Source organism: Micromonospora sp. NPDC048063 (genome assembly GCF_043202855.1).
Classification (GTDB): domain Bacteria; phylum Actinomycetota; class Actinomycetes; order Mycobacteriales; family Micromonosporaceae; genus Micromonospora.
This window is the reverse complement of the sequence record NZ_JBIDBG010000008.1, coordinates 223,421-242,910: the sequence shown is the minus strand read 5'-3', so window position 1 is coordinate 242,910 and position 19,490 is coordinate 223,421. Positions and strand designations below refer to the sequence as shown.

16 protein-coding genes are annotated in these 19,490 nt (G+C 74.4%); 8 read left to right on the top strand and 8 right to left on the bottom strand.

Translation table 11 applies throughout. From position 1 onward, the window contains the following. Window positions 1-2 precede the first annotated feature (2 nt). The 4 genes from ACGFZ2_RS21265 to ACGFZ2_RS21250 all read left to right on the top strand — a co-directional run bounded on the left by ACGFZ2_RS21265 (window position 3) and on the right by ACGFZ2_RS21250 (window position 5,865). The gene (locus tag ACGFZ2_RS21265; protein WP_393456068.1) at window positions 3-2,678 is read left to right on the top strand and encodes a LuxR C-terminal-related transcriptional regulator; all 2,676 of its coding nucleotides are present in this window, start codon (window positions 3-5) and stop codon (window positions 2,676-2,678) included. A 16-nt stretch (window positions 2,679-2,694) separates the two neighbouring features. Then, window positions 2,695-3,981, top strand: a complete 1,287-nt coding sequence (locus ACGFZ2_RS21260; RefSeq protein ID WP_393456065.1) for a nicotinate phosphoribosyltransferase — start codon at window positions 2,695-2,697, stop codon at window positions 3,979-3,981. A 13-nt stretch (window positions 3,982-3,994) separates the two neighbouring features. After that, window positions 3,995-4,576: an isochorismatase family protein gene (locus tag ACGFZ2_RS21255; protein WP_393456062.1), complete on the top strand. Its 582-nt coding sequence runs from the start codon at window positions 3,995-3,997 to the stop codon at window positions 4,574-4,576. 65 nt (window positions 4,577-4,641) lie between these two features. Then, the gene (locus tag ACGFZ2_RS21250; RefSeq protein WP_393456059.1) at window positions 4,642-5,865 is read left to right on the top strand and encodes an MFS transporter; all 1,224 of its coding nucleotides are present in this window, start codon (window positions 4,642-4,644) and stop codon (window positions 5,863-5,865) included. 496 nt (window positions 5,866-6,361) lie between these two features. Here the strand turns inward: ACGFZ2_RS21250 and ctaD are convergent, their stop codons facing one another. The 5 genes from ctaD to ACGFZ2_RS21225 form a co-directional block, all read right to left on the bottom strand. After that, a complete protein-coding gene (gene ctaD / locus ACGFZ2_RS21245; RefSeq protein ID WP_393259076.1) occupies window positions 6,362-8,119 on the bottom strand; it encodes a cytochrome c oxidase subunit I in 1,758 nt (585 codons plus the stop codon). A 153-nt stretch (window positions 8,120-8,272) separates the two neighbouring features. Beyond that, complete coding sequence (locus ACGFZ2_RS21240) at window positions 8,273-9,379, bottom strand: FAD-dependent monooxygenase (protein WP_393259075.1); 1,107 nt, start codon at window positions 9,377-9,379, stop codon at window positions 8,273-8,275. Window positions 9,380-9,696: 317 nt separating this feature from the next. Further along, window positions 9,697-10,659: an N-acetylmuramoyl-L-alanine amidase gene (locus ACGFZ2_RS21235; protein WP_393456056.1), complete on the bottom strand. Its 963-nt coding sequence runs from the start codon at window positions 10,657-10,659 to the stop codon at window positions 9,697-9,699. After that, window positions 10,659-10,823 carry a hypothetical protein gene (locus ACGFZ2_RS21230; RefSeq protein WP_350702894.1) on the bottom strand — a complete coding sequence of 55 codons (165 nt, stop codon included), beginning with the start codon at window positions 10,821-10,823 and terminating at the stop codon, window positions 10,659-10,661. The genes ACGFZ2_RS21235 and ACGFZ2_RS21230 overlap by 1 nt, the downstream gene beginning before the upstream one ends. 186 nt (window positions 10,824-11,009) lie before the next feature. After that, a complete protein-coding gene (locus ACGFZ2_RS21225) occupies window positions 11,010-11,798 on the bottom strand; it encodes an aldo/keto reductase (protein ID WP_393259071.1) in 789 nt (262 codons plus the stop codon). A gap of 96 nt (window positions 11,799-11,894) precedes the next feature. Between ACGFZ2_RS21225 and ACGFZ2_RS21220 the strand changes: the two genes are divergently transcribed. Then, on the top strand, window positions 11,895-12,944 hold the full coding sequence (locus tag ACGFZ2_RS21220; RefSeq protein WP_393456052.1) for a DNA polymerase ligase N-terminal domain-containing protein: 1,050 nt from the start codon (window positions 11,895-11,897) through the stop codon (window positions 12,942-12,944). A 75-nt stretch (window positions 12,945-13,019) separates the two neighbouring features. Continuing rightward, window positions 13,020-14,213 carry a threonine synthase gene (locus ACGFZ2_RS21215; RefSeq protein ID WP_393456049.1) on the top strand — a complete coding sequence of 398 codons (1,194 nt, stop codon included), beginning with the start codon at window positions 13,020-13,022 and terminating at the stop codon, window positions 14,211-14,213. A gap of 65 nt (window positions 14,214-14,278) precedes the next feature. On the opposite strand, the gene ACGFZ2_RS21210 is transcribed toward ACGFZ2_RS21215, so the two are convergent. The 3 genes from ACGFZ2_RS21210 to ACGFZ2_RS21200 all read right to left on the bottom strand — a co-directional run bounded on the left by ACGFZ2_RS21210 (window position 14,279) and on the right by ACGFZ2_RS21200 (window position 17,347). Next, window positions 14,279-16,075, bottom strand: a complete 1,797-nt coding sequence (locus ACGFZ2_RS21210) for a glycoside hydrolase family 15 protein (protein ID WP_393456046.1) — start codon at window positions 16,073-16,075, stop codon at window positions 14,279-14,281. Between the two features lie 128 nt (window positions 16,076-16,203). Continuing rightward, window positions 16,204-16,608 carry a cupin domain-containing protein gene (locus ACGFZ2_RS21205; protein ID WP_393456043.1) on the bottom strand — a complete coding sequence of 135 codons (405 nt, stop codon included), beginning with the start codon at window positions 16,606-16,608 and terminating at the stop codon, window positions 16,204-16,206. Window positions 16,609-16,894: 286 nt separating this feature from the next. After that, complete coding sequence (locus tag ACGFZ2_RS21200) at window positions 16,895-17,347, bottom strand: septum formation initiator (RefSeq protein WP_393456040.1); 453 nt, start codon at window positions 17,345-17,347, stop codon at window positions 16,895-16,897. A gap of 103 nt (window positions 17,348-17,450) precedes the next feature. On the opposite strand from ACGFZ2_RS21200, the gene ACGFZ2_RS21195 reads away from it, so the two are divergent. Both ACGFZ2_RS21195 and ACGFZ2_RS21190 read left to right on the top strand, forming a co-directional pair. Beyond that, window positions 17,451-18,143 (top strand): response regulator transcription factor, encoded by a 693-nt coding sequence (locus ACGFZ2_RS21195; RefSeq protein ID WP_350676845.1) that lies wholly within the window; start codon window positions 17,451-17,453, stop codon window positions 18,141-18,143. After that, window positions 18,140-19,414: an ATP-binding protein gene (locus ACGFZ2_RS21190; RefSeq protein ID WP_393456037.1), complete on the top strand. Its 1,275-nt coding sequence runs from the start codon at window positions 18,140-18,142 to the stop codon at window positions 19,412-19,414. The genes ACGFZ2_RS21195 and ACGFZ2_RS21190 overlap by 4 nt, the downstream gene beginning before the upstream one ends. The last annotated feature ends 76 nt before the right edge of the window (window positions 19,415-19,490 follow it).

The window sequence follows — 19,490 nt, the reverse complement described above, 5'->3', positions numbered from 1 at the left end:
CGATGAGTCGGTGGAGTTTCGTCGGCAGAACGGATGAGCTCAGCCGCCTGCTGTCGGCGGTGACCGGCGCGGAGGGGCGGGGCCTCTTCTTCAGCGGGAGCGCCGGCATCGGCAAGAGCCGCCTGCTGCGCGAGGGGGTGGCGGCGCTGCCCCGCGACGGGTATGCGGTGTGGTGGATCGCGGCCAGCGCCACCACCGCCGCGCTGCCGTTCGGCGGGCTGGTCCAGGTGCTCCCCGCCGAGCAGCCGCAGGGCCTGTCCCCCGCCGGCATCCTGCGCTGGGCGGTGGACGTGCTGCAACAGCAGGCGGCCGGCCGCCGGATCGTCCTCGCGATCGACGACGCGCACCTGCTCGACCCGCCCTCGGCCGCGCTGGTGCACCTGGTCGCCCGCGCGGAGAACGCCACGGTCATCGGCACGCTGCGCGACAGCGAGCAGCTCCCGCTGCCCATCCGTGCGCTGTGGACCGACGACCTCGTCGACCACGTCGAGCTGAACCCGCTGGCACCGGCCGAGACCACCCGGCTGCTCTCCGAGATCCTCGACGGCCCGGTCGACGCCACCTCCGCCGACCGGCTGGGCCGGCTCTCGGCGGGCAACCCGCTGCTGCTGCGCGAGCTGGTGTTCGCCGCCGACCGCGGGGAGCTGACCCGCACGTACGGGATCTGGAAGTGGACCGGCCGGCTGGAGCTGGCGCCCAACCTGACCGACCTGATCGACACCCGGATCGGGCAGCTCACCCCGGGCGTACGCGCGGTGGTCGAGCTGGTCGCCTTCGGCGAGCCGCTCGGCCTGCACCTGCTCAACCAGGCCGTGGACCCGGCAGACGTGGAGTACGCCGAGGAGCGCGGGCTGATCGTCGTGGTGCGCGACGACCGGCGCGCCAACGTGCGGCTGGCGCACCCGCTCTACGGCGAGGTGATGCGCCGCCGCTGCCCGGTCAGCCGGACCCGCCGCCTGGAGGCCCGCCTCGCCGAGCTGCTGGAGCAGATCGGCAAGCGGCGCCGCGACGACCTGCTCCGGGTGGCGGTCTGGCGGCTCGACTCCGGCACCGCCCAGGACCCGACCCTGCTGCTCGACGCGGCCGGGCAGGCGTTCGCCCGCTACGACGTACCGCTGGCGACCCGGCTGGCCCGCGCGGCGCTCGACGCCGGCGGCGGGTTCGACGCCGCGGAGCTGCTGGCCACCATCCTGATGTTCGCCGACCGGCCGGAGGAGGCGATCGCGGTCCTCGACGCGGTCTCCGCCGAGATCCACGGCGACCGGCGGCTCAGCCGCTGGCTGACCGTGCGGGGCATGGTCAGCTACTGGGGCCTGAGCCGGGAGTCCACGGTGGAGGAGATCGCGGCCCGCGGCTCGACGCTGGAGGACTCCGCCGACCAGGCCCGGGTGCTGGCCTTCGAGGGCATCATGCGGCTGCACCGGCTGGACACCGGCCTCGCGCTGCGGCTCGGGCAGACGGTGCTGGACCGGCCGGCCGCCAGCGTCTCCGCCCGGGAGCTGGCCCGCAGCACCATCGCCTACCTCCAGGCGGCGCAGGGGCAGCTGCACCGCAGCGCCGCCGCGATCGACCAGGTGCAGGCCGAGGCGGGCCGCTGGCGGGCCGACATGCCGTACCTGCAACTGGCCCTGGAGCTGGCCCGCGGCACCCGGCTGGCGCTCGCCGGCGACCTGCCCGGCATCGACGCGATCGTGGCCGACGAGTTCGCCGACCTGGCCGGCGCCGGGGACTTCCGGCTCGGCACCGGCTACCTGGCCATCCTCCAGGCGTACGCGGCCCGGCTGCGCGGCCAGAGCGACGCGGCGCTGCGGACCAGCCTCGAGGCGTGCGCGGTGCTCGCGACCAGCCGGGTCTACGCCGGGCTGGCCCAGGCCGAACGGGCCCAGGCGGCGGCCCTGCGCGGCGACGCCGCGCAGGCGGCCGAGGCGATGGCGGAGGCCGACCGCACCCACGCCCCGGGCATGGTCGTGCTGTATCCGTGGCTGGAGCAGGCGCGCGGCGCGGTGCTCGCCGCCGGCGGCGACGTGCCCGGCGCCGCCAAGCACCTCGTCCAGCTTGCCGACCGGCTCCGGGCGGACGGCTTCGCCGGCCACGAGGTGCACGTGCTGCACGATCTGGTCCGGCTGGACCGGGCGACCGCCCCGATCGGCCCGACCTGTTCCGACGGCAGCCGGCGCACGGTCGCGCAGCGGCTGGCGGAGCTCTCCGAACGGGTCGACGGACTGCTGCCGCCGCTGCTGGCCCGGCACGCCCGGGCCGCCGCGGCGGGCTCCGCCGACGACCTGCTGGCGGTGGCCGACGGCTTCGAGGCGCTGGACCTGGCCGTCTACGCGGCGGAGGCGGCCGCCGCCGCCCTGGACCGGCTGCGCCGGCAGCGGTCCCCGGCGGCGGGCGCGGCCCGGGAGCGCCTGGCCGCGCTGCTCGGCCGCTGCGACCTGATCCGCACGCCGGCGTTGCAGGCCGGGGCGCCCGCGCTGAGCGAGCGCGAGTGGCAGGTGGCCCGGCTCGCGGCGGACGGGGTGACCAGCCGGGTCATCGCGGAGCGGCTCTATCTCTCCGCCCGCACCGTGGAGAACCACCTGCAACGGATCTACAGCAAGCTCGGCGTGACCGGCCGGGCCGAGCTGCGGGCCGCGCTGCGGGCGATCCCGGGCCACGAGGGCGGCCTGCCGGAGTGAACTCTAGGCTGGGGCGGTGAGCACCCTTCGCCCCGCGCTGCTGACCGACCACTACGAGCTGACGATGGTCAGTGCCGCCCTGCGGGACGGCACCGCCGACCGCCGCTGCGTCTTCGAGGTGTTCAACCGCCGGCTGCCCGCCGGCCGCCGCTACGGGGTGGTCGCCGGCACCGGCCGGCTGGTCGAGATGATCCGCGACTTCCGCTTCGACGCCGACGAGATCGACTTCCTGCGCCGCACCGGGGTCGTCGACGAGCGGGCCGCCGACTGGCTGCGCGACTACCGCTTCACCGGCGACGTCGACGGCTACGCCGAGGGCGAGCTGTGCTTCCCCGGCTCGCCGATCCTCACCGTCACCGGCGGCTTCGCCGAGTGCGTCGTGCTGGAGACGCTGGTCCTCTCGGTGCTGAACTACGACAGCGCCGTGGCGGCGGCCGCCGCGCGGATGGTCACCGCGGCCCGCGGCCGGACGCTGATCGAGATGGGCTCCCGGCGGGCGCACGAGGAGGCGGCCGTGGCCGCGGCGCGGGCCGCGTACCTGGCCGGGTTCCGGTTCACCTCCAACCTCGCCGCCGGGCAGCGGTACGGCATCCCGACCGCCGGCACCGCCGCGCACGCGTTCACCCTGCTGCACGACGACGAGCGGGCCGCGTTCGCCTCGCAGGTCGCCACGTTCGGCAAGGAGACCACGCTGCTGGTCGACACGTACGACATCAGTGAGGGCATCCGCAACGCGATCGCGGTGGCCGGGCCCGACCTGCGGGCCGTCCGGATCGACTCGGGCGACCTCGCCGTCATCGCCCAGCAGTCCCGCGAACTGCTCGACTCGCTCGGCGCCACCGAGACCAAGATCATCGTCTCCGGCGACCTCGACGAGTACGCCATCGCCGCGCTCGCCGCCGAGCCCGTCGACATGTACGGCGCGGGCACCGCCGTCGTCACCGGCTCCGGCGCGCCCACCGCCGGGCTCGTCTACAAGCTGGTCGAGGTCGACGGCCGTGCGGTGGTCAAGCGCTCCGAGCGCAAGGGCACCATCGGCGGCCGGAAGGTGGCCGTACGCCGGCACAAGCCGACCGGCACCGCCACCGAGGAGGTCATCGTGCCGCAGGGCGTGCCCGACCGGCAGCCCAACGACCGGCTGCTCCAGCGGCCGTTCCTGGTCGGGGGCGAGCCGGTGGACCTGCCGACCCTGGACGAGTCGCGGGAGCACCTGCGGCAGTGCCTCATCTCCATCCCCTGGGAGGGGCTGAAGCTCTCCGGCGGTGACCCCGCCATCCCCGTCACGGTCGTACCGGCCGACTGAAAGGAGCCCTCCGGTGGGCAACGCGCTGATCATCGTGGACGTGCAGAACGACTTCTGCGAGGGCGGCTCGCTGGCCGTGGGCGGCGGGGCCGGCGTGGCGGCCGGCATCACCCGACTGCTCGCGGCCGAGCCGGACCGCTGGGACCGCGTGGTGGCGACGAAGGACTACCACGTCGACCCGGGCGCGCACTTCGGCGACCCGCCGGACTTCGTCGACTCCTGGCCCCGACACTGCGTGGTGGGCACGCCCGGCTCCGAGTTCCACCCCGAACTGGCGACCGACCGGATCGAGGCGATCTTCCACAAGGGCGAGCACGCGGCGGCGTACTCGGGCTTCGATGGGCACGCCGACGACGGCGAGTGCCTGGCCGACTGGCTGCGCCGGCACGGGGTGGACACGGTCGAGCTGGTCGGCATCGCCACCGACCACTGCGTCCGGGCCACCGCCCTGGACGCCGCCCGGGAGGGCTTCGCCACCACCGTGCTGCTGGACCTGACCGCCGCCGTCGCCCCGGAGACCACCGACGTGGCGCTGCGGGCGATGGAGGGCGCCGGGGTCGCCCTGCGCGGGCGGCCTGTGATCAGGGCCGCATGAGGCGGTAAATCGTTGGCGGGTGTCGTACCCCGGGCCGAGGATGTCCGGCGGAGGTACGCACCGACATGAACCTGAAGCCTTACCGGGAGGCGCTCGCCCTGCCCGGTCTCCGGTCGTTGCTGCTGGTGTCGGTGCTCGCCCGCGTCCCGCTCACCGCGACCGGGGTGACCCTGACGTTCTACGTCGTGTTCGACCTCGGGCGCGGCTACGGGGCGGCCGGTCTCGTCGGCGCGGCCATCACCGTGGGCGCCGCCATCGGCGGCCCGCTGCTCGGCCGGCTGGTCGACCGGCGCGGCCTGCGGCCGGTGCTCGTGCTGACCGGGATCGCCGAGGCGCTCTTCTGGTCCACCGCCCCGATGCTGCCCTACCCGCTGCTGCTGCCGGCCGCGTTCCTGGCCGGCTCGCTGGCCCTGCCGATCTTCTCGGTCGTCCGGCAGTCCATCGCCGCGATGGTGCCGCCGGAGCGGCGCCGCCCCGCGTACGCGCTGGACTCGATGTCGGTGGAGCTGTCGTTCATGGTCGGCCCGGCGCTGGCCGTGGCGGCGGTCACCGCGATCTCCGCCCGGACGACCCTCTACCTGGTCGGCGCCGGGATCGTCGCCTCCGGCATCGCGTTCTGGCTGCTGAACCCGCCCGTCCGGGGCGGCGGTGAGCCGACCGGGCCGCAGCCGAGGGTGCCCCGTCGGGCGTGGCTCACCCCGCGGCTGCTCGCCGTGCTGGCGATCAGCGCCGCCGGCACGCTGGTGCTCGGCGGCACCGACGTGGCCGTGGTCGCCGTGCTGCGGGAGAGCGGCGACGTCGGGTGGACGGGCGCCGTACTCGCCGTGTGGGCGGTCGCCTCGCTGGTGGGCGGTTTCGCGTACGGAGCCGTCAGCCGCTCCTTCCCGCCCCTGGCCCTGATGGCCGCGCTCAGCCTCTGCACCATCCCGGTCGGGCTGGGCGGGGCGCACTGGTGGCTGCTCTGCCTGGCGCTGATCCCCGCCGGGGCGCTCTGCGCGCCGACCCTCGCGGCCACCGCCGACGCGGTGAGCCGGCTCGTACCCGCGTCCGTCCGCGGCGAGGCGATGGGCCTGCACGGCTCGGCGGTCACCGTCGGCATCGCGGTGGGCGCCCCGCTCGCCGGCGCCGTCATCGACGCCTCCGCCCCGGCCTGGGGCTTCGCGGTCACCGGCGCGATCGGCGCGCTGGTGGCGCTGGCCGTGCTCCCGATCGAGCTGCGCCGCCGCCGCGCCACCACCCCGGCCACCCCCGAGCCCGAGCCCGACCTGGCCCCGCTCGCCACCACCTGACCCCGCGCCCTCGCCGCCGTCCCTCGCCCGGCGATCTTGCACTTTCGTCCCTCGGTATATGACCCTTTGTTCGGCTTCGCCGGGGCAGCAAGTGCAAGATCGCGCCGCGGTTGGCTGAGGGCCGGGTATCCTGCCGTGGGCGGTGTGGGCGGCTCGGGTTTCGGCTACGGGCCGTCGGACCGGATGCCCAGCGGCCAGCGCCGAACTCGGCGTCGACGCACCTGACGTCCATCCGGCCGGTGCCGCCTCGATCTCGTCAGTGGATCGATGCGGCCTGCCAGCGGCCCGGCCCGCCTGTCCCGTCCCACCGTCGGACGGCGCTGCGAGCCGTCGGGCGGGCGCTGCGAGCCGTCGGGCGGGCGCTGCGAGCCGTACCGCTGTCCGGTCGGCTGTCCGCGCCCCTGTCGGAGGGCGACCGGGCGACGTCACCTCCGACAACGGCGACGGGCGCCGCCCCTTGTGGGGGGCGGCGCCCGTCGTACGTGGTGCGTGAGCATCAGCGGCGGTCGACGTCGGAGGCGACGTCCTCCTGGTAGCTCGCGCCGCCGTCGGACTCGCTGGTCAGCGGCTTGGCGCCGCCCTCCGGCGGGCCGGCCAGCGTCTGCCCGGCGGCCAGCTCGGGGAACTTGAGGTCGAACGCGGGCCGCTCGGAGCGGATCCGCGGCATCCGGTCGAAGTTCCGCAGCGGAGGCGGCGAGGTGGTCGCCCACTCCAGCGAGTTGCCGTGGCCCCACGGGTCGTCGACCTCGACGACCGGCCCGGCCTTGTACGACTTCCAGCAGTTCCAGATGAACGGCAGCGTCGAGATACCGGTGAGAAACGCGCCGATCGTGGAGACCGTGTTCAGGAAGGTGAAACCGTCCTCGGGCAGGTAGTCGGCGTACCGACGCGGCATGCCCTCGTTGCCCAGCCAGTGCTGCACCAGGAACGTGGTGTGGAAGCCGATCATGGTCAGCCAGAAGTGCACCTTGCCCAGCCGCTCGTCGAGCATCCGGCCGAACATCTTCGGGAACCAGAAGTAGATGCCGGCGAAGACGGCGAACACGATCGTGCCGAAGAGCACGTAGTGGAAGTGCGCCACCACGAAGTACGAGTCGTGCAGGTGGAAGTCGAGCGGCGGGCTGGCGAGCAGCACACCGGTGAGACCACCGAAGAGGAAGGTCACCAGGAAGCCGAGCGAGAAGAGCATCGGCGTCTCGAAGCTGACCTGGCCCCGCCACATGGTGCCGATCCAGTTGAAGAACTTCATACCGGTCGGCACGGCGATCAGGTAGCTCAGGAAGCTGAAGAAGGGCAGCAGCACCTGGCCGGTGGCGAACATGTGGTGCGCCCAGACGCTCATCGACAGGCCGGCGATGGCGATGGTCGCGGCGACCAGGCCCTTGTAGCCGAAGATCGGCTTACGGGAGAAGACCGGGATGACCTCGCTGACGATGCCGAAGAACGGCAGCGCGATGATGTACACCTCGGGGTGGCCGAAGAACCAGAAGAGGTGCTGGTAGAGCATCGGCCCGCCGGTCGCGGGGTCGTAGACGTGGGCGCCCATGATGCGGTCCGCGGCCAGCGCCAGGAGCGCGGCGGCCAGCAGCGGGAAGACCAGGATCACCAGGAGGCTGGTGACCAGCATGTTCCAGGTGAAGATCGGCATCCGGAACATGGTCATGCCCGGCGCGCGCAGGGTCAGGATCGTGGTGATCAGGTTGACCGCGCCGAGGATCGAACCCAGACCGGAGATGACCAGGCCGATCACCCACAGGTTGGCGCCGACGCCCGGGGAGTGCTCGACGCCGCTCAGCGGCGCGTAGGCGGTCCAGCCGAAGTCGGCGGCGCCACCCGGGGTGATGAAGCCGACCATCGTCATCGAGCCGCCGAAGAGGAACAGCCAGTAGGCGAAGCTGTTCAGCCGGGGGAACGACACGTCCGGCGCGCCGATCTGCAGCGGCACCACGTAGTTCGCGAAGGCGAACACGATCGGCGTCGCGAAGAACAGCAGCATGATGGTGCCATGCATGGTGAAGAGCTGGTTGTACTGCTCGGGCGACAGGAACTGCAGCCCGGGTCGGGCCAGCTCGGCCCGCATGATCAGGGCCATCAGGCCGCCGATCATGAAGAACACGAACGCGGTGACCATGTACATGATCCCGATCTGCTTCGCGTCCGTGGTCCGCAGCAGCCGCGCGATGGCCGACCCCTTGACCGGCGCTCGGACCGGCCAGGGCCGGGTCACGACCGGCTTGGGTGCGACGGTGGTCACGAGTGGCCTCCGGTTCTGGGTTGTCCCGCTCGGCACGCGCTGGTTATCTGCGGGCCGTCATCCGCAAGGAGGATAGTCCCCGGCAGGTGGCTGCGCCGCGTGGGGTGGTCGGGTAACCTGCGCCACCCGCTCTGGTGGGCGGCTCGCCGCGACCTACAGCGGGCCGAGCAGCAGTCGGTAGTGCTCGCCGAAGATCCGACCGCCGCGCCCGCGCAGCAGCGGGTCGCGCAGCGCCGGCGGCACGTCCCGGGTCCGGTTGCGGTCGCGGGTCCGGTCCCGCACCCATCGCGTACGGGGGCGACGACGACTCTCGTACGCGGCCAGCGCGGCCTCGACGCCGCCGGCCGCGCGGAGCGACTCGGCGAGCACGACGGCGTCCTCCAGTGCCATCGCCGCGCCCTGGGACAGCGTCGGGGCGGTGGCGTGCGCGGCGTCGCCGACGAGCAGCACCCGCCCCCGGGACCAGCGTCCCAGCTCCACCTCCTCGGTGACCCCGACGTGCACCCGGTCCAGCGCCTCCAGCACCTCCGGCACCGGCCCGCCGTAGTCGCCGAACAGCTCGCGCAGCCGGGCCACCGGGTCGGCCGGCGGGACCGTGCCGGCCTCGTCGGCGTAGCAGTGCAGCCGCCCGGCGCCGAGCGGCACGGCCAGGAAGCCGGCGCGCTGGCCGAGCAGGGCGGTCCACTCCGCGAGCCGGGGGCCGCCGCGCACCACGCTGCGGTAGACGACCTGGCCGGCGGGCTGGGGCGGACCGCCGAGCGCGGCGAGGGCACGGACGGTGGAGCGCAGCCCGTCGGCGCCGATCACCAGGTCGTACTCGGTGGCGGTGCCGTCGACGAAGGTGACGCCGACCGACCGCGGCAGCAGGTCGAGGGTGCGCACCTCGGCGCCGTGCCGGACGGCGCCGCCGGCCCCGGTGAGCAGCACCCGGTGCAGTTCCGACCGGGGCAGGGCCCGGCACTCGCCGACGCCGGCCCAGAGCGCGTCGAGGTCCACCTCGCACAGCGGCGCCCCGGCCGCGTCGAGGAACCGCTGGCGGTGGATGACCTGCCCGAGCGGGCGGACCGGCCCGTCGAGGTCCAGCCGGCGCAGCGCCCGGGCGGCGTTGCCGGGCAGGTAGAGCCCGGTCTCGGCGTTCTCGCCCGGGGGCAGCTTCTCGGTGACGTCGGGCCGGAGGCCCACCATCCGCAGCGCCCGGGCCACGGACAGGCCGGCGATGCCCGCGCCGACGACGAGGATGCGCAGGGGGAAGCCACCCATGGTGGTGTACGCCTCCGGAGGGGTGCGGAACGCGTTGGAGGCAAGACACTACTCGGCGCAATCGGCACACACCAGAGTCAATCGTCCCACTCCGAAACATTCCTCGGCGGGCGCATCACGTTGCACGGAGGATCACCTGCCCACCGCGCGGCCGGTCGTGACAAACCCCACCAATCTCCCCAATACCCCGGGCCGTTACGCAGCGGTTTCAGAGATGTGGACGGGTCGCGGAGAAACGACGAACCGGCTGGGCGGCTGCCGAACGTAGGGCGGCTCCGGGTCACCGGAGCCGCCCTACGCGACGTACTGTCGAACGGTCAGACCCGGGTGAGTCGGACGGCGTCGGCGATGACCAGACCGCTGGCGGAACTCCACCGGCTGACGGCGACCCGGTTGGCGTCGCCGGCCGGCAGCGTGAAGGTGCCGAGCGTGCGCCACTGCCCGCCGGTCGCCCGCTGGTCGACGATGATCGTCCGGTTGCCGGTGGTGGTGGCGACGATGTACGGCGTCGCGGCGTTGTAGCCCGCGTTGGCCGGCCACCAGGCGTCGACCCGGTAGTTCGCGGTCGCCGGGACGTTGAACTTGTACCAGGCGGCGTCGCTGGCGGCGACCGGGTCCGCGAAGCGGTAGTCGGCCCCGTAGCGCTGGCCCGAGTACGTCGAGGTGCCCCAGCTGGAGCTGGCGGTGAACCGGCCGGCGGTGGAGTTGTCCACCACGGAGCTCCAGGCGGTGCCGCCCGCCATCTTCGCGGCGACGTCGGAGCGCATCTTGTCCAGGTCGATGAACGACGGGTCGATCTTGCCGGTGGTGCTCGTCTCCCGGTGCCCGCGCGCGTAGCTGGCGTCGCGGCCCAGCCGCTTGAGCACGGCCGCGGTGGCGGCGATCGACGCGTTGTACTGCGCCGCCGTCATCTGCTGGCTGACCCCGTTGTAGTCGATCTCCCAGCCGATCATCAGGGTGTTGCCGTCCCCGGCCGGGATCGGCCCGCTGCCGCCGCTGACGCCCGCGTGGTTGCAGCGGCCGGCGGAGATGACGTGGAAGACGCCGTGGTAGTCGACCAGGGCCTGGCAGAGCGGGCCGGGCAGGTCGGACCGGCCGTTGATGCAGACGTTGAGCGCCGGGTGCGGGTTGGTGGCGCTGGAGGTCGCGGCGGTGTGGTGCCACAGCACGCCGATCGGGTTGAAGTCACCCGGGCGCATCCGGTTGAGCCAGTCGCCCTCGACGACGACCTGGACGCCCGCCCCCCGCAGGACGTCCACCAGCCAGGGAATGGTGGCCATCAGGACTCCCCGAACAGGTCGGCGAGGCACTCGGCCTTCGGCGCGGCGATCGGCGCGGCGCTGGCCGCGGCGGGCTTGGCGGCGACGGCCACCGCGGTGGCCGCCAGGGCCGACATGCCCAGGAGCCTGCGGCGGCGCAGGCGGGCGGGTCGTGGCGCGTTCATGGGGGCTCCTTCAGCGAGGGCGGAGGGGTTCCGACTGACCGATGAACTGGTGACGCGCACGCTATATCGTCACGAGCATCTATGTCGATACCCTTCATCGCCCCTATTCAGGCTGAAGGAATTTGGCAACGCCGACCGCTGTCCGGGCCCCGCCGACCCCCCGACCAAGGGTCGCCGAGGGGGCCGTCAGGGGTTGCCGAGGGCGTCGATGTCGCGCATCTCCTCGGCGGTGAGCGAGAAGTGGAAGATGTCGGCGTTGGCGCGGATCCGGTCCGGGGTCACCGACTTGGGGATGACCACGATCTCGTGGTCGACGTGCCAGCGGAGCACCACCTGGGCCGGGGAGACGTCGTGCGCGGCGGCGATCCGGGTCAGCACCGGATCGGCGAGGTCACTGGTCTTGAACGGGCTGTAACCCTCCAGCACCACGCCCCGGTCCCGGTGCTCCCGGTGCCGCTGCCGGTCGTACAGCGACGGGCTCCACCGGATCTGGTTGACCGCCGGGTTCTCCTCCGTCGCCTGGATCAGCTCGTCGATCTCGGCGGTGCTGTAGTTGCTCACCCCCACCGCCCGCGCGAGCCCCTCGTCCCGGGCGGCGAGCAGCTCCCGCCACATCGGGATGCTGTCGCCCGGGTTCGCCGGCGGCCAGTGCACCAGCCACAGGTCGACGCAGTCGGTGCCGAGCGCGGTCAGGCTCGCCTCGAGGGTCTCCCGCTCCCGGCCGACCCGGTCCGGCGGCAGCTTCGTGGTGACGAAGACGTCCTCGCGGCGCAGCCCGCTCTCCTGCACCGCCCGGCCGACCTCGTCCTCGTTGCCGTACATGGTGGCGGTGTCGACGTGCCGGTAGCCGGCGTCCAGCGCAGCGAGCACGGCGTCGTACCCGGCCTGGCCGGTGGCCTGCCACGTGCCGAAGCCGAGCAGAGGCATCCGCACCTCGCCCGGGAGCGGAACCGTCGGCTGCTCCTGGTGGTCCATGCCGACGGGTCTACCCGTGCTGACCCCCGACATGCTCCGCCGATCCGGACAACCGGGCGCCCAGCGGGCCGGCGCGGTTTGCCGGAGAATGCGGGGGTGGCTGACCGGCTGGAGGAGTACCGGCGCAAACGGGACGCGGCGCGCACCCCGGAGCCGGTGCCGAAGCGGCCCCCACGGCGGAAGAAGCCGGCCGAGGGGACGGCCCGGTTCGTCATCCAGCAGCACCACGCCCGCAGCCTGCACTGGGACCTGCGGCTGGAGCACGAGGGCGTACTGGCCTCCTGGGCGGTGCCGCGCGGGCTGCCCCGCGACACGGGCCGCAACCACCTCGCCGTGCACACCGAGGACCACCCGATGGAATACCTGGACTTCCACGGCGAGATCCCGGCGGGCGAGTACGGCGGCGGCCGGATGACCGTCCACGACCGGGGCACGTACCGCTGCGAGAAGTGGCGCGACGACGAGGTCGTCGTGGTGCTCGACGGGGAACGCACCGCCGGGCGGTACGTGCTCTTCGCCACCGGCAGCAAGGGTGGCCGGGACTGGATGGTGCGGCGCACCGACCCGCCGCCGGAGGGCTGGACGAGCATGCCGGAGCTGGTCCGCCCCATGCGTCCCACGCCGGCGGCGAAGCTGCCGAGGGACCAGGCGGAGTGGGGCTACGAGCTGCGCTGGGACGGGGTGCGCGCGGTCGCGTACGTCTCCGGGGGACGCCTGCGGCTGCTCTCGGAGGACGACGACGACATCTCGGGGACGTACCCCTGGCTGCGCGAGATGGCCGAGGAGCTGGCCCCGGCGGAGGCCGTGCTGGACGGCGTCCTGGTCCGCATCGACACCGCCGGGAGGGTACGCCCCGCCCGTGGCGGGCGCCGGACCCCGGACGCGCAGTACCTGATCTTCGACCTGCTCTGGCTGGAGGGCGTGACCAGCACCGACCTGCCGTACGCGCAGCGCCGGGAGCTGCTCGACGGTCTGGCGCTCGCCGGCCCGCACTGGCAAACTCCGCCCTGGTTCCCCGGTGCCGGCCCCGAGGCGCTGCGGGCCGGGCGGGAGCAGGGGCTGCCCGGGGTGGTGGCGAAGCGGCTGGACTCGACCTACGAGCCCGGCCGCCGCAGCCGGCGCTGGCTGAGCATCGACGCGGGCTGAGGAACGGGGCGGCCGGAAGCCGGGACACGAGCGGGACCACGATCCGCGACACGAGTCGAGACGGCGAGGAGCAGCGTGTACCTGACCCACCTGGAGTGCCCGCGCTGCGGGCGGGAGCACGACGCCGGCAAGCTGGTCAACCTCTGCGACTGCGGCTCGCCGCTGCTGGCCCGCTACGACCTGGCCGCGGTGGCGAAGGTGCTCACCCCGGAGCGGTTTCCGCTGCGCCCGGCCGACCTCTGGCGCTACCGGGAGCTGCTGCCGGTGGCCGACCCGCGGCACACGACCACGCTGGGCGAGGGCTGGACGCCGCTGCTGCGTACCCCGGCCTACGGCGCGGAGATCGGCATCCCGGACCTGCTGGTCAAGGACGAGGGGCTGACTCCGACCGGCTCGTTCAAGGCGCGCGGCGCGGCGGTGGGCGTCAGCCGGGCCCGCGAGCTGGGCGTGCGGCGGATCGCCATGCCGACCAACGGCAACGCGGGCGCGGCCTGGGCGACGTACGCCGCGCGGGCCGGGCTGGGCGCGACGATCGTCATGCCGCTGTCCGCGCCGGCCGTCTGCCGGCGGGAGTGCGTGGCCGCCGGGGCCGACCTGCGCCTGGTCGACGGGCTGATCGGCGACGCCGGCCGGCACGTCGCGCGGCTGGTCGCGGACTCCGGCGGCGCGGTCTTCGACGCCGGCACGCTGCGCGAGCCGTACCGGCTCGAGGGCAAGAAGACGATGGGGTACGAGATCGTCGAACAGCTCGGCTGGCAGGTGCCGGACGTGATCGTCTATCCCACCGGGGGCGGGGTCGGCCTGATCGGCATCCACAAGGCACTGCACGAGCTGCGCGAGCTGGGCTGGATCGAGGACAGGCTGCCCCGGCTGGTCGCGGTGCAGTCGACCGGCTGCGCCCCGATCGTCCGGGCCTTCGCCGCCGGGGAGGAGCGGGCGCGGCCCTGGGCCGACGCGCACACCGTGGCGTTCGGCATCACCGTGCCCGCCCCGCTCGGCGACGAGCTGATCCTCGACGCGCTGCGGGCCAGCGCCGGCACCGCGGTCGCGGTCGACGACGCCGAGATCCTGGCCGACCTGCGGGACTTCGCGGCGCGGGAGGGGCTGTTGCTCTGCCCGGAGGGGGCCGCCTGCCTGACCGCCGTGCGGCACCTGCGTGCCGGCGGCTGGATCCGGGCCGGCGAGCGGGTGGTGGTGCTCAACACCGGGTCCGGGCTGAAGGACCCGGAGACCGTGGACGTCACCGACGTGCCGGTGCTGCCGGTCTGACGGTGTTAGGAAGGGCCCCTTCCTCTACACATTGCGATAGGAGGGGGCCCTTCCTTACACCGCCGTCAGTCCGTGGTGGGGTCGGTGAGGCGCCAGGCGGCGCTGACCAGGCCGATGTGCGACAGTGCCTGCGGGGTGTTGCCGAGCTGCGCGCCCGTCCGCGGGTCGATCTGCTCGCTGAACAGGCCGACGTCGTTGGCGTGCCCGAGCACCCGCTCGAAGAGCGCCTCGGCGCGCCCTCGCTCGCCGGCCATCACCAGGCATTCCACCAGCCAGAACGAGCAGAGCACGAAGCCGGCCGGGTCGGTGCCCCAGCGCCGCAGGAGACCGTCGCCGGCGCCCAGCTCGCGTTCGACCGCCTCGATGGTGGCGCGCATCCGTGGGTCGGTCGCCGGCAGGAAGTGCACCAACGGCAGCAGCAGCGCGGAGGCGTCCAGCTCGGGCGAGCCGAACGCCCCCGTGTACGCGCCGACCCGCTCGTCCCAGCCCTCGCGCAGCACGGCGGCCCGGATCTCGTCGCGGGTGCTCGCCCAGCGCCGCGGGTCGGCCCGGCCGCCGAGCCGGGGCGCGAGCCGCACCGCCCGGTCGATCGCCACCCAGCACAGCACCTTCGACGACAGGTAGTGCCGGTCGGCGTCCCGGGTCTCCCAGATCCCCCGGTCGGGCAGGTGCCAGGTGGCCGCCACCTGCTCGGTCAGGCCGAGCACCATCTCGCGCAGTTCCTCGTCGAACGTCTCGCCCAGGTGGTCCCGCATCCGCCAGACCGCCGAGATCACCTCGCCCGGCACGTCGAGCTGGCGCTGCCGCCAGGCGTCGTTGCCGACCCGGACCGGCAGGCTGTCGGCGTAGCCGCGCAGGTGGTGGCACTCGTACTCGGAGATGTCCCGTTCCCCCTCCAGCCCGAAGAGCACCGGCACGGGAGCGGGGCCGATCCGGCCGATCGACCGGGCCGCCCAGGCGAAGAGGCGGGACGCCTCCGACGGGCACGCGGCCACCCAGAGGGCACGCATGGTCATCGCGAAGTCGCGCAGCCACGAGTAGCGGTAGTCGTAGTTGCGGTCGCCGCCGATCCGTTCCGGCAGCGACGTGGTCAGGGCCGCGGCGACCGCGCCGCTGCGGGCGTACGTGAGGCCGGTGAGCACGGTCGCGCTGTGCCGGACCTGGCCCGGGTAGCGGCCGTCGTAGTGGTGCGTCTCCCGGTACGCCTGCCACGCCCGCACCGTCTCGGCGAGCGCGGTCACCGGGTCCAGCCGGACCGGCGCCGCCCCGTACGCCCGCCCGTACGCCACGTCGAAGCCGACCACCTGCCCGGCGGCGATCTCGAAGTCCTGCCGGACGCGGTCCCGCTCGACGGTCAGCGGGACCCCGCCGGCGCGCAGGCTCAGCACCATCGGGCCGGCCGCGGCGAGCACCCCGCCGTCGGGCCGCTCGTGCAGGTAGGGGGTGAGCAGGCCGTACTCCGGGCGGGGGCGGAAGTCCAGCGACATCCGCACCCGCCCGGTCAGTCCCTCGACCACCCGCAGCAGCACCGCCGGCGAGTTCATCCCCAGCTCGTGGCCCCGGGCGCCGAGTTCGGCGGCGAGCGCGTCGGTGACCGCCACGCTGCCCTCCGGGGTGTGGTGCACGGTGCGCAGCACCAGCGTGTCGGCGAGGTACGTCCGCTCCGTGCGGTGCCCGGGCAGCCCGGCCGCGACGGGCGCCAGCCGCCAGTGGCCGGCCGCCGGGTCGAGCAGCCGGCCGAAGACCGACGGGGCGTCGAACCGGTCCGGGCACCACCAGTCGATCGATCCGTCCCGGCCGACCAGTGCGCCCGAGCGGCAGTCGGAGAGGAATCCGTAGTCGGAGATCGCCGGCTGGTCCACCCGCTGCGGGTACCCCGTTCGGCCCGCCTCAGGCAGCCCCGCCGGGGCACCGATCGGGCCGGCCAGGGGGCGGCAGCGCCGGCAAGCGGTCAGGCGGTCAGGCGGGCGGCACCGCCCGGTTGACGGGGTCAGGAGGTGGGCGGCTCGTCCTCGCCGGCCTCCTCCGCCGCGTCGGCCTCCTCCTTCGTCCGGTGCACCGCCTGGTCGGCGTGCTCCGGCGGGCCGTAGACGGTGTAGAGCACCAGCGGGTTGGGGCCGGTGTTGACGAAGTTGTGCTTCGTACCGGCCGGCACCACCACCAGGTCGCCCTGGACGACGTCGCGCTTCTCCCCCGCCACCCGGGCCTCGCCGGTGCCGCTGACGAAGGTGAGAATCTGGTCGATGTCCTCGTGGACCTCCTCGCCGATCTCACCACCCGGCGGGATCGTCATGATCACCAGCTGGGTGTGCTCACCGGTCCACAGCACCCGCCGGAAATCCGGGCTCTTCTCGGCGACGGTCGCGATCGTGTAATGCTCCATGCCGACGCACATACCCGCTCGGGCGCGACGCCACGCCGAGACGTGCAGATGGTGGAATTCCCCACTGATCCCAGGTTTGGCGCCCCCGTGGGCGGGGATCGAGACAGGGACGGGCGCACGGCGCCGGTCGAGCCAGGTCCCCGCTGACGTACCGCCGTACGGCTGCGGTGGTGGGAGACGGCCAGAGCGCGGCGACGTTCCGATCCCGAGGGATCCGAGCGGCGCCGCGCGCTCATGTCCCGCGCCAGGGCGGCGGAACGCCCGTCGTCGCGCGCGCTCCTCCATGGCCGTCGCGCGCTCAGTCGTCGTCGGCGGCCGCCACGGGCTCCCGGCCGACGCAGCGCAGCTTCAGCTCGAACTCGCCGGCCGGGCCGGCGAACGCGACCTCCACGTCGTCGTCCGGCCCCCGGTCGACGTCGGAGACGCGGTAACCCTGCGCCGGCGCCCAGGAGACCAGCCGCACCCCGTCCGGCCCGCACTCGGCCACGGCCGTGCCGCCCGCCGTGACGAAGGCCCGGCGCTCGCCGTGCGGAGCGGAGCCGGTCGGTGCCGGGGACGACGGCCCCACGCCGGTGGCGGTCGGCTCGGGCGAGGCCAGCGCGCGCTCGACCTCCTCCTGGCTCAGCACGACGCCGCCCGGGGTGCCGGCGATGCTCTCCCCCACCCACCGGATCGCGGCCACCCCGATCAGGGTGGCGACGGCGGCGGTGGCCAGCCAACCGGCGACAGCGAGGAACGAACGGCGGCGCATCCACCGAGTGTCCCCGATCCCGGGTTGGGCCGAGCCCTGGCCGAGGCTAAGGGACGGTTAAGGACCCGGGTCGGCGCGTCCGGCGGCGGCTACCCTGCCCCCTGTGGCCCGCCTGCTGCTCATCGAGGACGACCTGACGATCCGTACGCCACTGCTGCGGGCGCTGCGCGAACGGGGGCACGCGGTGGCCGCCGCCTCGACGGCGATGGCCGGCCTGCGCGACGCGCTGGACGACCGGCCCGACCTCGTCGTGCTGGACCTGGGCCTGCCCGACCTGGACGGCCGGGAGCTGCTGCGGATGCTGCGCGCCGTCAGCGTCGTGCCGGTGATCGTGGCCACCGCCCGCGACGACGAGACCGAGATCGTCCGGGTGCTCGACGCCGGAGCCGACGACTACGTGGTGAAGCCGTTCACGGCGGCCCAGCTCGACGCGCGGATCCGGGCGGTGCTCCGGCGCGGGGCGGGGTCCGTCCCCGAGGACCCGGCGCTGGTGGTCGGCGGGCTGCGGGTGGACCCGAGGTCGCGGCAGGTCACCCTGGACGGCGAGCCCGTCGAGCTGACGCCGCGCGAGTTCGACCTGCTGCACCACCTCGCCGGCCGGCCGGGCCAGGTGGTCACCAAGCGGGAGCTGCTCGCCGAGGTGTGGCAGATCCCGTACGGCGGCGCAGACAAGACCGTGGACGTGCACCTGTCCTGGCTGCGCCGCAAGCTCGGGGAGAGCGCCCAGGCGCCCCGTTACCTGCACACGGTGCGGGGCGTCGGGGTGCGGCTCGAAGCGCCCGGGAGCGCCGGATGAGGGCGCGGCTGGCCCTGCTGGTCGCCGCCGTCAGCGTGCTCACCCTGGTCGCCTTCCTGGTGCCGCTGGCGCTGCTGGTGCGGACCGTCGCCGAGGACCGGGCCACGGTGCGGGCCACGGCCGACGCGCAGAGCCTCGTCACCGTCGTCGGCACCGCCGACACCGCGACGATCCGGTTGACGGTGGAGCAACTGGCCGCGGAGTCCGACCGGCCGGTCAGCGTCTTCCTGCCCGACGGCACCGTGCTCGGCACCCCGGCCCCGCGGACGCCCGCGGTGGCGCTGGCGGCGCGGGGGCAGAGCCTCACCGCGGAGTCGGGGCGGGGGCGCGAGGTGGTGATCGCGGTGCAGGGCCGCCCCGACGGCACCGGGGTGATCCGCACGGTGGTCCCGCCCGAGGAGCTGACCGCCGGGGTGACCCGCTCCTGGCTGGTCCTGGCCCTGCTCGGCGTGTTGCTGGTGCTGATCGGGCTGGCCGTCGCCGACCGGCTGGCCCGCACCCTGGTCCGGCCGATCGGTGAGCTCTCCGCGGTGTCGCACCGGCTGGCGAACGCCGAACTGGACGCGCGCGTCACGCCCGCCGGGCCGCCGGAGCTGCGTGAGGTGGCCGGTGCCCTCAACCACCTCGCCGGTCGGATCCAGGTGCTGCTGGCGCAGGAGCGGGAGGAGGTCGCCGACCTGTCACACCGCCTGCGCACCCCGCTGACCGCGCTGCGGCTGGAGGCCGAGTCGCTGCGCGACCCGGAGGACGCGGCCCGGGTGACTGCGGCGGCGGACGGGCTGGAGCGGGCGGTCACCGGCCTGATCCGGCAGGCCCGCTGGCGGGCGCCGACAGCCGGGGCGGCCAGCGCGGACGCGGCCACGGTGGTGGCCGAACGGGTCGCGTTCTGGTCGGTGCTGGCCGAGGACACGGGGCGCGCGGTCACGCTGGACCTGGCGCCGGGACCGCTGCCGGTGGGCGTACCCGCCGACGAGTTGGCGGCGGCCGTGGACGCCCTGCTCGGCAACGTCTTCGCGCACACCCCGGACGGCACGGCGTTCGCCGTCCGGCTGACGGCCCGGGCGGGCCGGGCCGTGCTGACCGTGGCGGACGAGGGGCCGGGCATCGCGCCCGACACCGTCGACCGGGGCGCCAGCACCGCCGGTTCCACGGGACTCGGCCTGGACATCGCCCGGCGCGCCGCCGAGGCCACCGGCGGCCGCCTCACCCTGCACACCGCGCCCTCCGGCGGCGCCGTGGTACGCCTCGAACTCGGCCCGCCGACGCCCTGACCGGGCAGCTCGCGCCGCGCCGGGCGGGGCGGTCGGGGTCCCGGCGACCGGACGCGGCGACCGGGCAGAGCGGCCG